Source organism: Actinomycetospora sp. C-140 (genome assembly GCF_054796175.1).
Map to the genome: position 1 here is coordinate 261,431 of NZ_JBTWNF010000006.1, position 12,938 is coordinate 274,368.

At 76.3% G+C, this 12,938-nt stretch carries 15 protein-coding genes and 1 pseudogene; 3 read left to right on the forward strand and 13 right to left on the reverse strand.

All coding sequences use genetic code 11. The annotated features are described in order from the left end of the window. Positions 1-52: 52 nt before the first annotated feature. Positions 53-670 carry a zf-HC2 domain-containing protein gene (locus ACR9E3_RS12860; RefSeq protein ID WP_460380660.1) on the reverse strand — a complete coding sequence of 206 codons (618 nt, stop codon included), beginning with the start codon at positions 668-670 and terminating at the stop codon, positions 53-55. Continuing rightward, complete coding sequence (gene sigE, locus ACR9E3_RS12865; protein ID WP_460380661.1) at positions 667-1,302, reverse strand: RNA polymerase sigma factor SigE; 636 nt, start codon at positions 1,300-1,302, stop codon at positions 667-669. The genes ACR9E3_RS12860 and sigE overlap by 4 nt, the downstream gene beginning before the upstream one ends. Positions 1,303-1,528: 226 nt before the next feature. Here sigE and ACR9E3_RS12870 point away from each other — a divergent pair, with 226 nt between their 5' ends. Further along, positions 1,529-2,332: an O-methyltransferase gene (locus ACR9E3_RS12870; RefSeq protein WP_460380662.1), complete on the forward strand. Its 804-nt coding sequence runs from the start codon at positions 1,529-1,531 to the stop codon at positions 2,330-2,332. Here the strand turns inward: ACR9E3_RS12870 and ACR9E3_RS12875 are convergent. The 9 genes and pseudogenes from ACR9E3_RS12875 to ACR9E3_RS12915 form a co-directional block, all read right to left on the reverse strand. Continuing rightward, entirely contained in the window at positions 2,321-3,682 is a 1,362-nt protein-coding gene (locus ACR9E3_RS12875) for a leucyl aminopeptidase family protein (RefSeq protein WP_460380663.1), read from the reverse strand. The two genes, ACR9E3_RS12870 and ACR9E3_RS12875, sit on opposite strands and share 12 nt — an antisense overlap. Positions 3,683-3,981: 299 nt before the next feature. After that, complete coding sequence (locus ACR9E3_RS12880; protein ID WP_133827309.1) at positions 3,982-4,149, reverse strand: DUF3117 domain-containing protein; 168 nt, start codon at positions 4,147-4,149, stop codon at positions 3,982-3,984. Between the two features lie 202 nt (positions 4,150-4,351). Continuing rightward, entirely contained in the window at positions 4,352-4,939 is a 588-nt protein-coding gene (locus tag ACR9E3_RS12885) for a DNA-3-methyladenine glycosylase I (RefSeq protein WP_460380664.1), read from the reverse strand. 13 nt (positions 4,940-4,952) lie between these two features. Beyond that, a complete protein-coding gene (locus ACR9E3_RS12890; protein WP_460380665.1) occupies positions 4,953-5,417 on the reverse strand; it encodes an SRPBCC family protein in 465 nt (154 codons plus the stop codon). Positions 5,418-5,621: 204 nt separating this feature from the next. Then, a pseudogene (locus ACR9E3_RS12895) lies at positions 5,622-5,921 on the reverse strand (DivIVA domain-containing protein); the annotation flags it as partial. 37 nt (positions 5,922-5,958) lie between these two features. Then, positions 5,959-6,903, reverse strand: coding sequence for a glucosyl-3-phosphoglycerate synthase (locus ACR9E3_RS12900; protein WP_460380666.1), 945 nt, complete (start codon positions 6,901-6,903; stop codon positions 5,959-5,961). A gap of 70 nt (positions 6,904-6,973) precedes the next feature. Further along, on the reverse strand, positions 6,974-7,840 hold the full coding sequence (gene folP, locus ACR9E3_RS12905) for a dihydropteroate synthase (protein WP_460380667.1): 867 nt from the start codon (positions 7,838-7,840) through the stop codon (positions 6,974-6,976). Next, positions 7,840-8,415: an LOG family protein gene (locus tag ACR9E3_RS12910; protein WP_460380668.1), complete on the reverse strand. Its 576-nt coding sequence runs from the start codon at positions 8,413-8,415 to the stop codon at positions 7,840-7,842. The genes folP and ACR9E3_RS12910 overlap by 1 nt, the downstream gene beginning before the upstream one ends. Then, a complete protein-coding gene (locus tag ACR9E3_RS12915; RefSeq protein WP_285653247.1) occupies positions 8,412-9,191 on the reverse strand; it encodes an LOG family protein in 780 nt (259 codons plus the stop codon). The genes ACR9E3_RS12910 and ACR9E3_RS12915 overlap by 4 nt, the downstream gene beginning before the upstream one ends. A gap of 134 nt (positions 9,192-9,325) precedes the next feature. Between ACR9E3_RS12915 and wrbA the strand changes: the two genes are divergently transcribed. Beyond that, positions 9,326-9,958, forward strand: coding sequence for an NAD(P)H:quinone oxidoreductase (gene wrbA, locus ACR9E3_RS12920; RefSeq protein ID WP_460380669.1), 633 nt, complete (start codon positions 9,326-9,328; stop codon positions 9,956-9,958). 110 nt (positions 9,959-10,068) lie between these two features. Here the strand turns inward: wrbA and dapE are convergent, their stop codons facing one another. Continuing rightward, positions 10,069-11,148: a succinyl-diaminopimelate desuccinylase gene (dapE, locus tag ACR9E3_RS12925; protein WP_460380670.1), complete on the reverse strand. Its 1,080-nt coding sequence runs from the start codon at positions 11,146-11,148 to the stop codon at positions 10,069-10,071. Between the two features lie 11 nt (positions 11,149-11,159). Next, positions 11,160-11,831 (reverse strand): YoaK family protein, encoded by a 672-nt coding sequence (locus ACR9E3_RS12930; RefSeq protein ID WP_460380671.1) that lies wholly within the window; start codon positions 11,829-11,831, stop codon positions 11,160-11,162. Between the two features lie 68 nt (positions 11,832-11,899). On the opposite strand from ACR9E3_RS12930, the gene dapD reads away from it, so the two are divergent. Continuing rightward, entirely contained in the window at positions 11,900-12,877 is a 978-nt protein-coding gene (gene dapD / locus ACR9E3_RS12935; RefSeq protein WP_460380672.1) for a 2,3,4,5-tetrahydropyridine-2,6-dicarboxylate N-succinyltransferase, read from the forward strand. The last annotated feature ends 61 nt before the right edge of the window (positions 12,878-12,938 follow it).

The following is a 12,938-nucleotide window of genomic DNA, read 5'->3' on the forward strand; positions in this document are numbered from 1 at the left end:
CGACCGCGGTGGTGAAGGTCCGGTGTGCAGCGCCGGGTCGGGGCGTGCCGGGTCAGGGCGTGCCGGGACCGGGCAGCGCGGTGCCGGGTGCGGCCCCGCGCTCGCTGCGCACCGACAGGTCGGCGGCCGCGGCGGTGGTGGGCAGCGGGCGTTCGGCACGTGCGGTGCTGCCGGGCGGGGCGGGCGCCGGGGTGCCGGCCACGACGACCGGGCCGGTGAGGGCCGCGAGGGCGGCCGCGCCGACGACGACACCGGAGCTCACGGCCACGGGCACCGCGAGGGCGCGCCGGCGACCGCGGCGCCGGCCCCGGCGCTCGGCACGGGGGGCGTCCGACGCGTCGGCCGGCACGACGAACTGCCCGTCCGCGTCGACGGCGAGCCCCGCGGGCGGGCCGGGCAGCGGCGCGGCGTCGGGGATGGAGCACAGGGCGCTGAGCAGGGAGCTCGGCGCGGCCGGGTCACCGGCGGCGCGGACCCGGCGCCGGGCCTGCCGCTGGGCGGCGACCTCGGCGGCGCAGGACAGGCAGCGGTCGACGTGCATCGCGGCGCGGTGCGCCGGTCCGGGCGGCAGCTCGTCGTCGACGAAGGCGACGACGGCGTCGAGCGCGAGGTGGCCGGCCTCGGTGAAGCGCTCGGACCACCACCCCGAGCCACCGCGACCGGAGATCATGCCTGGTCCCGGAGAGGTGTCCGCTCGGCGGCGCGGGACTCGAGAGCGGCGCGCAGCGACTGGCGCCCACGGTGGATGCGGCTTCGCACGGTCCCCAGTTTGACACCGAGCGTCGCCGCGATCTCCTCGTACGACAGACCTTCCACGTCACAGAGCACGACCGCGGCGCGGAACTCGGGGGCGAGGGCGTCGAGCGCAGCCTGCAGATCGGGGTCGAGGTGCGCCTCCGACCAGACCTGCTCCGGGTCGGGACCGCCGCCGGGCAACCGGTCGGTGTCCTCGGGCAGACCCTCCATCCGCAGGCGGGCGCGGCGGCGCACCATGTCGAGGAAGAGGTTGGTGGTGATGCGGTGCAGCCAGCCCTCGAAGGTGCCGGGCTTGTAGCCCGCGAGCGACCGGAACACGCGGATGAACGTCTCCTGCGTGAGGTCCTCGGCGTCGTGGGCGTCGCCGGTCAGGCGGAAGGCCAGGCGGTAGACGCGGTCGGCGTGCAGGCGCACGACGTCGTCCCACGTCGGGGGCACCCACACGTCGGCCGCGTCGAGACCGGACTCGGCGTCCTGGAAGGCCTGGTCGCGAGCCGTGGTGTCGGGGCGGTCGAGGACCGCGGCGGAGGCGGAGGTGTCGGGCATCGGGGTGCGGGCTCCTCGGCTCGTCCTGGCGGCGCCGGTCGGGGGTGCCGGCGACGTGACACCACTCTGGCGCGCCGTGATGTCACAGGGGTGAGGTCGTGCTGAGAGACCGCTGAGTTTCCGCGTGCGGCGGAGATCCACCGGTGGTGGGCGCGACCCCGACCGTGTGGTCGGCGTGTCGGCGCGGCACGCCGACCGGGCCCCGTTCTCGATCTAGCCTGCTCCCATGGCGACGGGACGCCCGGGCGGGCCGGGCGGTCGAGGCGGTGGCGTGCGCGGCGCGCAGCGCCCGTTGCGCGCCGTCCGCGCCCCCGGTGCCGCGGCGGGCACCGCCGCGCCCGGCGCCGACACCGCCGTGGACGGGTCCGCCGGGGCCGACGGCGCCGCCCGCGCGCGCACCCGGATCGCCGACCGCGCGGACGCGTTCCTCGCCGAGGACGAGCTGCTCACCCGCCTGCGCACCCGCTCCACCGAGCAGGGCGTCGTGGCCGTCTCCCCGGCCACCGCGGCGGCGCTGACGTTCCTCGCGGCCTCCACCCGGGCCCGGGCCGTCGTGGAGATCGGCACCGGCCTCGGCCTGAGCACCGTGGCGCTGTTGCGCGGGATGCCCGCCGACGGCCTGCTCACGAGCATCGACCCCGACGGGTCCCGGCAGGCCCAGGCCCGCGCGGCGTGCGTCGAGGCGGGGTTCGGGCCCGGGCGCGTCCGGATGATCACGGGCTCGTCGCGCCAGGTGCTGCCGAAGCTCTCGGACGCGGGCTACGACCTCGTGCTCGTCGACGGCGTGACCACCGACTTCCCCCGTGACCTCGAGGCCGCGATGCGCCTGCTGCGCCCGGGCGGGGTCGTGGTGCTCGACGACGTCCTCTGGCAGGGCCGCATCGCCGACCCGGTGCGCCGCGAAGCGCTCGCGGGTGCCCTGCGCGAGACCGTGCGGACCGTCCGCGAGGACGAGCGCCTCGTCCCGCTGATGCTCCCCGTCGCCGAGGGCCTGCTCTGCGCGGCCCTCCGGGACGCCTCAGCTCCCTGAGGACCGGCGGGCGCAGAACTCGACGAGGGTGCGCGCGGCGAAGCCGGTGGCGCCCTTGGCGACCTCCTCGTGCTGGCCGTCGCTGCGCGCGGGCCCGGCGATGTCGAGGTGGAGCCAGGGCCGCCCGTCGGTGAAGCGGCGCAGGAACAGCGCCGCCGCGATGCCGCCCGGCCCGCCGGGCGCCTGGCGCACGTCGGCGATCGTGGAGTCGACGTCGGGGTCGAGGTCCGCGGACAACGGCATCGGCCACCAGGGCTCCCCCGTGGCCGCGCCGGCGTCGACGAGCGCGTCGCACAGCGCCGGCTCGCTGCCGAACACGCCGCCGGTGCGCACGCCGAGGGCGACCTTCATCGCCCCGGTGAGGGTGGCGACGTCGACGACGACGTCGGGTGCGAGCGTGTCCAGGGCGTAGGCGATCGCGTCGGCGAGGACCATCCGGCCCTCGGCGTCGGTGTTGGTGACCTCGGTGGTCGTGCCACCGCGGTGCCGCACGACGTCGCCGGGCCGGTAGGCCGAGCCGGAGACGTGGTTCTCGGCCAGCGGCACGAGGCCGGTGACGCGGACCGGAGTGCCCAGCCGGGCCAGCGCCCGCAGCGCCGCGACGACCGCGGCGCCGCCGGAGCAGTCGGTGCGCATGTCCGCCATCCCGGCGTTCGGCTTGATCGAGATGCCGCCGGTGTCGAACGTGATGCCCTTGCCGACGAGGACGACGTGGTCGGTGCCCGCGTCGGGGGGCGACCAGGTCAGCTCGAGCAGGCGCGGCGGGCGGGACGACCCGCCGCCCACGGCGAGCACGCCGCCGAAGCCCTGCTCGGCGAGCCACTGCTCGTCGCGGATCGTGACCCCGAGCCCGTCGGCGTCGGCGACGAGCTCGGCGGCGGTCGCGGCGAACCACGCCGGCGACTTGGTGCCCGACGGCGTGTCCGCGAGGTCGCGGGCGCGGGCCGTGGCGGTGGCGAGCTCGACGGCACGGTCGACGGCGCGGTCGACGGCGGTCCGGTGCTCGGCGGGGATGTCGAGGTGCACCAGCAGGGCGGGGCGGTCGCCGGAGCGGACGAGGAACCGGTGCGAGCCGAGCACCACGCCGAGCGCGAGCGCGGCCCAGCCGTCGGCGTCGTCGGGGACGTCCTCGGGACGGTCCGGTCGCAGGACGGCGACGCGGGGAGCGGGCAGGTCGGCGCCGTCGGCGCCGTCGGTGCCGTCGGTGCCGGGATCGGGGACCACGGCGCCGGCGGGCGCGTCGCGCAGTGCCCGGGCCGCGGCCGCGCCCGCCGCGCGCCAGTCCTTCGCCTCGCCCCCGCCGGCGCCGACGAGCCACTGGCCGGGCGCCGGCCCGGGCAGCGCGGCCACCGCGCCGGCGGAGGGCCGCCAGCCCGGTGGGGCGCCGTCGATCGGGGGGTCGGCACCGGCACCGGCGTCGGCACCGGCGTCGGCATCGGGGCCGGCGTCGGGCTCGGCTCCGGGGTCCGAGGGCTCGTCGGGCGGCTCGGAGCGGCGTCGCCACCGCAGGACGGCGACGCGCTCCGGCGCGGGCTCGGTGGTGAGCGCGGCGAGCGGGGTGGGGAGCGCCGGGGCCGCGAAGGCCGCCCCGTCGACGTCGGCCGGGCCGACGGTGCGGTCCCCCGCTCCAGCGGCGGACGTCGGGGTGCTCAGCCGACCACGCCCTGCAGGGCCTCCCGCAGGTCGCCCGCCTCGTCGGCCGTCATCTCGACGACGAGGCGCCCCCCACCCTCGAGAGGCACGCGCATCACGATGCCGCGCCCCTCCTTGGTGACCTCGAGGGGACCGTCACCGGTCCGGGGCTTCATGGCCGCCATAGCGTGCTCCCTCCACGAGCTGGTCGTCTTCGTCCCCCGGAGTGCCCGTGTGGGCGGCCGGAGAGCGAGCGCCGTGTGTCAGGTGACGATTCTTCCCTATGGGCCCGACCGGCACGACACCGGAGCGATCATCCGGGCGTGTCCTCCCCGGTCAGGCCGCGTGTCGGCCCGCGGTCCCGTCGTGTCGGGCCCGCCCGCGGGGTCAGCCGGCGTCGATCGCGCGGAAGCATCCGGCGACGTGGTCGTCGACCATCCCGGTCGCCTGCATCATCGCGTAGCACGTCGTCGGGCCCACGAAACGGAAGCCGCGGGCGCGCAGCGCCTTCGCCATCGCCGTCGACTCCGGCGTCGTCGCCGGGACCTCCTCGAAGCCCGCCGGCGGCTTCTCCCGCGCGGGCGGCGCGAACGACCACAGCAGCGTGTCGAGGTCCTCGCCGCGGTCGGCGAGGCCGAGGACGGCGCGGGCGTTGGCGATCGTCGCGTCGATCTTCGCGCGGTTGCGGACGATCCCGGCGTCGGCGAGCAGGCGGGCGACGTCGTCGTCGCCGAACGCGGCGACGGCCTCCGGGTCGAAGTCCGCGAACGCGGCGCGGAAGGCGGGCCGCTTGCGCAGGACCACCAGCCACGAGAGGCCGGACTGGAACGCCTCGAGGCTGATCCGCTCGTAGAGCGCGTCCCGGCCGCGCAGCTCCCGGCCCCACTCGGCGTCGTGGTACTCCGCGAGCAGGTCGTTGCCGGTGCCCCAGGGGCAGCGGCCGACACCGTCGTCGCCGACGACCGCGACCGTCACGAGATCACCGTGCTCATCGCGCGGACCGCTCGCAGCGCCGGGCCAGCTCGTCGAGCGAGCGCCGCAGCCCCCAGGCGAAGGCGGGCTTGACGACGGGCCAGCCGAGCGCCCCGAGCGGGCCCAGCGGCAGGTCGAGCTGCTCGCTCCACACGAACGTCGAGCCCTCGCGCCCGTCGGCGGTGCGGCGCTCGACGACGCTGAACACGCCGCTGCCGCGCACGACCCGCCCGGTGTGCCGCACGGTCGCGCGGTGCGGCGGGTCCCAGCCGACGATCTCCATGGTGTCGGTGACGCCCAGGGGGCCGACCCCCGTGGTCGCCGCGAGCTCCGAGCCGACGCTCGTGCCGTCACCACGGGTGACCTTGACGCTCGTGCCGAGCATCCACTCGCCCTGCGACTCCCAGTCGGTGACCTCGCCCCAGACCGTCTCGACCGGGGCGTCGACGTCGACCGACAAGGTGATCTCGCGCCGTGCCATGCCCGCTGCTCCGCCTCTCGTGGTGCTCGCCTCGTGGTCCGGCCGGGGCTACCGCGCCAGGCCGTCGACCCCCGACGTTCCCCGCGGCGCGTCCACCGACGCGCCCTCGCCGCGGACGGTCGGGTCGGTGGGCGACGGGTCGGCGACGTCGGCCCTCCCCGCGGCCGCCGCGTGGCCGTTGGTGTGGGCGACCGGGGAGGCGTTCTCCTCGGGTTCCTCGGGGCCCTCCATCGCGTCGACCCGCGCGCGCAGGGCGTCGACCTCCGCGGCGAGGCGCTCGAGCGCCCAGTCGACCTCGCTGCACTTGTAGCCGCGCAGGGCCTGCTGGAAGCGCAGGTCGCGCACGTCGCCGCCGGTCAGGTCGCGGGCCGGCAGCCGCGTCGGGGTGGCGCCGGGGGGCATGGGGGCGAGCTCCTCGCCCCGGCCGAAGACGAAGGCCACGAGCAGGTAGACCGCGGCGGCCACGAGGCCGACCACGATGACGTACACCAGCGCGCTGCCCATGGGGTCCGATCGTAGGTGGGACCCCCGACGACCGGCGTCAGCTCCCGGGGGTGCCCCTGTTCGATCGGAGCGTGGCCAGGGGCGGGCGGTCGGCGGTGGCGACCGCCTGTTCGTCGGGGAGCCAGTCGCCGTCGACCGGGACGAACTGGGTGAGCGGGTCGCTGCCCGGGTGGCCGGGCACGCAGCGGCGCAGGACGGCGTCGAGCACCTCGGCGGCCGTGGCGCCCAGGGCACGCAGGCTGCGGTGGCGGTGCTTGCGCACCCCGAGGTCGACCTGCGCGATCGCGTCGAGCCCGCGCTCGCGGTGGGTGTCGAGCAGCAGCCCGATCTCGACGCCGTAGCCCGCGGCGAACGGCAGCGACTCGAGCAGCTCGCGGGTCGCGGCGTACTCGCCGCCGAGCGGCTGCACGACGCCGGAGAGCTCGGGGCGCAGCGCGGCGAGGGCGGGCCGGGCGGTGAGCTCGGTGACGCGCCCGCCGCCGGTGAGCGCGGCGTCGTGGTCGGACATCCGCAGCGGGCGGTGGTAGAAGCCCTTGACCAGCGCGACGCCGTCGACGGTGAGCAGCGGGCCGAGCAGGTGGACGACGAAGTCCGGGCCGAGGTCGACGAGGTCGGAGTCGAGGAAGACGACGACGTCGCCCGACGTCGCGGCCAGCGAGCGCCACAGCACCTCGCCCTTGCCGGGGCGCACCGGCACCTCGGGCAGGACCGCGTCGCGCGGCACGACGCGCGCGCCGGCCGCCCGTGCGCGCTCGGCGGTGGCGTCGATGGAGCCGGAGTCGACGACGACCAGCTCGTCGACCAGCGTGCCGAGCAGCGGGCGCACCGCGGCGACCACGCCCCCGACGGTCTCCTGCTCGTCGAGCGCGGGCAGCACGACCGACACCGTGCGCCCGCGCTTGGCGGCGGTCAGCTCGTCGGCGGTCCAGTCCGGGCGCGCCCACGTCCGCCGCGCGAACCAGTCCTCGGTCTGCGCCCTCACGGTGCGCTCCGCGCATGTGAGCACTTCGGAGTGCTGGAGCACTCCGAAGTGCTCACATGCCGCAGGCACCTCATGCCAGGGCCCGGACGGTGCGGATGGGGGCGCGGTCGCCGCGGATCGCCGAGACCATGTCGACGACGCGACGGGTCGCCGCCACCTCGTGGGCGCGGAACATGCGCGCGCCGCCCCAGGCCGCGACGGCGGTGGCGGCGAGGGTCCCCTCGAGGCGCTCGGTGACCTCGGTGGTGCCGAGGGTCTCGCCCACGAAGTCCTTGTTCGACAGCGCCATGAGCACCGGGCGACCGAGGGCGACGAGCTCGTCGAGGCGGCGCAGCAGCTCGAGCCCGTGGAACGTGTTCTTGCCGAAGTCGTGGGTGGGGTCGACGAGGATCCGCGCGGGGTCGACGCCCGCCTGCTCGTGGGCCTTCGCCTGCCGCGAGACCTCGGCGATCACGTCGGCGACGACGTCGCGGTAGCGCACGCGGTGCGGGCGGGTGCGGGGGACGGCGCCGCCGGTGTGGGAGCACACGATGCCCACCCCGAACTCCGCGGCGACCTCGCCCAGCTCCGGGTCCACGCCCGCCCACGTGTCGTTGATGAGGTCGGCGCCCGCCGCGCAGACCTCGCGGGCGACCTCGGCGCGCCACGTGTCGACGCTGATCGCGACGTCGGGATGGCGCGCCCGGACGGCCTCGACGGTCGGGAGCACGCGGCGCAGCTCCTCGGCGGCGTCGACGCCCGGGCCCGGGCCGGCCTTGACCCCGCCCACGTCGACGACGTCGGCGCCCTCGGCCACCGCGCGGTCGGCCGCGTCGAGGGCCGCCGACGGGTCCCAGGCGGCGCCGCGGTCGTAGAACGAGTCCGGGGTGCGGTTGACGATCGCCATCACCGCGATCCGCCCGTCGGCGGGCAGCAGCGGACGGTGATGGGTGGTCATCACCCCGATCCTGGCACGCTCCGCGCGGTGGACGCCGGGTCGAGCGCGTCGAGGGCCGCGCCGACGGTGGTGGTGCGCACCACGCCCGCCATTCCCCGGTCGGAGACGAAGCCCGTGCCGCGCAGGCCGTCGAGCCAGGCGAACAGCGGGTCGTAGTGCCCGTCGGGATCCAGCACGACGACGGGCTTGTCGTGCATCCGCAGGGCGTGCGACGTCCACGCCTCGAACAGCTCCTCGAGCGTGCCGAGACCGCCCGGCAGGGCCAGGACCGCGTCGCTGCGCGCGTCCATCTCCCCCTTGCGCGTCCGCATGTCGCCGACGACGACCAGCTCGTCGGACTCGTCGTCGGCGACCTCGTGGGCCACCAGGGCCTCGGGGATGACGCCGACCGTGCGCGCGCCGCCCTCGCGCGCAGCCCGGGCCACCGCGCCCATCATCGACACGCGCCCGCCTCCGGAGACGAGGCTCCAGCCGCGGGCGGCGATCGCCGCCCCGACCTCGCCCGCGAGGGCGATGAAGGGCTCGGGGACCGCCCCGGAGGCGCAGAAGACGCAGACGGCGTGGGGTCGCGTCACGACCCGACCGCCTCGCGGAACCCCTCCTCGACGATGGTCACCACCTCGTCGATGTCGTCGGTGAGGTGCACGAGGTCGACGTCGCGGCGGCTGATCGTGCCCGCGTCCAGCGCCGGTCCGGCGAGCCACTCGAGCAGCCCGCCCCAGTAGTCCCGCCCGAGCAGCACGACCGGGAACCGCGTGACCTTGCCGGTCTGGACCAGCACCAGCGCCTCGAACAGCTCGTCGAGCGTCCCGAAGCCGCCGGGCAGGCACACGAACGCCTGGGCGTACTTCACGAACATCGTCTTGCGGGCGAAGAAGTAGCGGAAGCCGACGCCGAGGTCGACCCAGGGGTTCAGCCCCTGTTCGAAGGGCAGCTCGATGCCGAGGCCGACCGAGAGCCCGCCGGCCTCGGCGGCCCCGCGGTTGGCCGCCTCCATCGCGCCCGGTCCGCCGCCCGTGATCACCGCGTAGCCCGCCCGCGCGAGCGCGCCGCCGAGGTCGACGCCGCGCTGGTACTCGGGGTGTCCCTGCGGGGTGCGCGCCGAGCCGAACACCGTCACGGCGCGGGGGATCTCCGCGAGGACGCTGAAGCCCTCGACGAACTCCGCCTGGATCCGCTGGACGCGCCAGGCGTCGGAGTGCACCCAGTCGGCCGGGCCGCGCGAGTCGAGCAGGCGCTGGTCGGTGGTGGAGCTGAGGCGGGCCGGGTCGCGGTGCTCGGGACGCCGGCGGTCGATCGTCGTGGGCCGCGGCGCGGTGGCGTCCTGACCGGCCGGGTCGTCGTGGAGCATGCGGACGAGCCTAAGGACCCCACACGAACGGGGTCCGAACGCGGGGTTGTGGCGCGGGTCGTCGTTTCGCGTCCGCCGGACCCAGGGGACCCGGTGGTTGAACGAGCAACCGTTCTCGACCCCAGGAGGCTCTCGTGGCCACGGTCACCCCGAAGGTGGCGATCATCTACTACAGCTCCACCGGCACGATCCACGCGCTGGCGCAGGAGTACGCCAAGGGTCTGGAGGGCGCGGGCGCCGAGGTGCGCGTCCGCAAGGTGCACGAGCTGGCGCCGCCGGAGGCCGTCGCCGCGAACGAGGCGTGGCAGCAGCACGCCGACGAGACGGCGAACGTCCCCGAGGCGACCGCCGACGACGTGCTGTGGGCCGACGCGGTCGTGTTCGGCACGCCGACGCGCTACGGCAACGTCGCCGCGCAGCTCAAGCAGTTCATCGACACCCTCGGGCCGCAGTGGGCGCAGGGCCAGCTCGCCGACAAGGTGTACTCGGGCTTCACGTCGACCGCCACGGCCCACGGCGGCCAGGAGTCGACGCTGCTCGCGCTCTACACCACGATCCACCACTTCGGCGGCGTGATCGTGACGCCGGGCTACACCGACCCGATCCAGTTCCAGGTCGGCAACCCCTACGGCCCGTCGCACGTCGACGGCCAGGGCTCGATCCCGATCTCCGAGGAGACCCGCCAGGCCACGCAGTACGCGGGCCAGCGGATCGCGACCGTCACCCGCCAGCTCGTGGCGGGGCGCAGCGAGGTCGCGGCCCTCTGAGCGCGGTCCCCCGGAGACGAACGGCGCTCTCGCTGCTCGCGAAGCAGCGAGAGCGCCGCTCGTTCTTCACCTCGCGCGGCACCCGGGCGAGCGAGCTGCTCCGGACGGACTCAGGCGCGCGTGAGGTAGGCGCGCAGGACGTCGCACGCCTCGGAGATCGCGCCGACGGGGACCGACTCCTCGCGGGTGTGGGCGAGGTTCGGGTCGCCGGGCCCGAAGTTCAGCGCCGGGATCCCGAGGGCGGCGAAGCGGGCGACGTCGGTCCAGCCGTACTTGGCGACCGGGACCGTGCCGGTGGCCCCGACGAAGTCGGCCGCGGCGGGCGCCGAGAGCCCCGGCAGCGCGGCCGGGGAGGCGTCGGTCTCGGTGAGGTCGAAGCCCGCGAACACCCCGGCCACGTACGCGCGCGCGTCGTCGAGGGACCGGTCGGGGGCGAAGCGGAAGTTGACGGTGACCTCGCACGCGTCGGGCACGACGTTCCCGGCCACGCCGCCGGCGATCCGCACCGCCTGCAGCCCCTCGCGGTAGACGCAGCCGTCGATGTCGACCTCCCGCGCGACGTGCGCGGCGAGCCGGTCGAGCACGGGCGCGGCGGCGTGGATCGCGTTCTCCCCCAGCCACGACCGCGCCGAGTGCGCCCGCCGCCCGCTGGTGCGCACGACCACCCGCAGGGTCCCCTGGCACCCCGCCTCCACCTGGCCGGACGTCGGCTCGCCGAGCAGCGCGAGGTCGGCGTCGAGCCAGTCGCGGTGCTCGCGCTCGAGGCGCCCGAGACCGTTGCGGGACGCCTCGATCTCCTCGCAGTCGTAGAGCACGAGGGTCACGTCGTGCGCCGGCTCGGCGAGCGCCGCCGCGAGGTGGGTCATCACCGCCACCCCGGACTTCATGTCGCTGGTGCCGCAGCCGTAGAGCGTGCCGCCGTCGCGGCGGGACGGGACGTTGTCGGCGATCGGCACCGTGTCGAGGTGCCCGGCCAGCAGCACCCGGCGGGGCCGGCCCAGCCGCGTCCGGGCGAGCAGCGCCTCCCCCGAGCGCAGCAGCTCCAGGTGCGGCGCCTGGACCGCCAGGGCGGCCTGCACGGCGTCGGCGAGCGCCCGCTCGTCGCCCGACACGCTCGGGACGTCGACGAGCGCCGCGGTCAGCGAGACGGGATCGGCCAGCAGGTCGAGGGTCACGGGAGGGGCGCTCACGCGGCCCGAGGTTAACCGGGGGTTCGGTCGGTTGAGCCGGGAGTCGGCGACTCACCCGGACGGGTGCCCGCCACCCGCGCGCGGTCGCGCCGTCCGAGCGTTCCCAGCGCCGCGACCAGCAGGAGCACCGCCAGCACGGGCACCGACCACCGGGCGACCCCGAGCAGCAGCGCCGCGACGGCCGCGGCGAGGACGAGCGCGCCCAGCTGGCGCAGCGCGACGACCCGGCCCCGCGACCCGCCGGCGACGAGGGCCGCGAGCCCGCCCGTGAGCGTGCCCGTGAGGTAGGTCGTCGACTCCCCGAGCCGCAGCGCCGTGCTGCTCTGCCCGCCCATCGCGAGGGCGGCGGCGCCGAGCAGGACGAGAACCACGGCACTGCGTGGCCCCGTGACGGCCCAGGCGACGGCCAGGGCGACGAGCACCCCGAGCTCGACGAGCAAGGGGGCCCCGACGGCGTGCGGTCGGCCCCGCCACGCGAACGACCAGATCGCGACCCCGACCGCGAACCCCAGCACCGCGACCAGCGGCGGCCACAGCGCCGAGAGGTCACCCCGCCCGGCCGCGCCGCCTGCGGTGACGAGGTTGCCGGTGACGACCCCGGCGAACGGCCCGCCGAGGCTCGTCACCGCCCACAGGTCGACGACGCCCGCGACGGCGGCGAGCAGCGTCGACGCGGTCGCCACCCGCCCCGCTGACCTGCCGATACCGCGCCCGGCCGCCGGTTCGCCCACGCCCGCTAGCCTGGCGGACGATGAGCACCCCCGCGCACCCGTCCCGCGCCCTCGGCGTCGGCCTGGCCACGGTGGCCACCGACGGCACCGTCCTCGACACCTGGTACCCGCTGCCCGAGCTGGCGGACGCGGGCGACGGCATGGCCGAGGAGCCGGGCACCGTGGTCGTGCCGGCCGGCGAGCTCGAGCCCTCGCTGGTCGACGCGCTGGGCCCCGACGAGGCCCGCGGCGTCGAGGTCGTCGCGGTGCGCACCGTCGCCGACCTCACCGGGCCGCCCGCGTCGGCCTACGACGTCTACCTGCGCCTGCACCTGCTCTCGCACCGGCTGGTCCAGCCCCACGGCGTCGACCTGACGGGGATCTTCGGCCACCTCGCCAACGTCGTGTGGACCAACCACGGGCCGTGCCCGGTGCCCGAGTTCGAGCGGGTTCGGGCGCGGCTGCGCGGGCGGGGTCCGGTCACCGTCTACGCGGTCGACAAGTTCCCGCGCATGGTCGACTACGTGATCCCCTCGGGCGTGCGCATCGGCGACGCCGACCGCGTGCGCCTCGGCGCCCACCTCGCGAGCGGCACCACCGTGATGCACGAGGGCTTCGTCAACTTCAACGCCGGCACGCTCGGGACGTCGATGGTCGAGGGCCGGATCTCCGGCGGCGTCGTCGTCGGTGACGGCTCGGACGTCGGCGGCGGCGCGTCGATCATGGGGACGCTCTCGGGCGGCGGCAAGGAGGTCATCGCGATCGGCGAGCGCTGCCTGCTCGGCGCCAACGCCGGCATCGGGATCTCGCTCGGCGACGACTGCGTGGTCGAGGCCGGCCTCTACGTCACCGCGGGCACGCGCGTGACCCTCGAGGACGGCAGCGTCGTCAAGGCCGCCGAGCTCTCGGGGCGCTCGGGCATCCTGCTGCGCCGCGACTCCGTGTCCGGCGCCGTCCACGCCCTGCCGCGCACCGAGGGCGCGAAGGTCGAGCTGAACGCCGCCCTGCACGCGAACTGAGGTGCGCCTGCGGCGCTCGTGACCCGCCCGCGCCCGGTATGACGATGATCGCCCCCGCCCG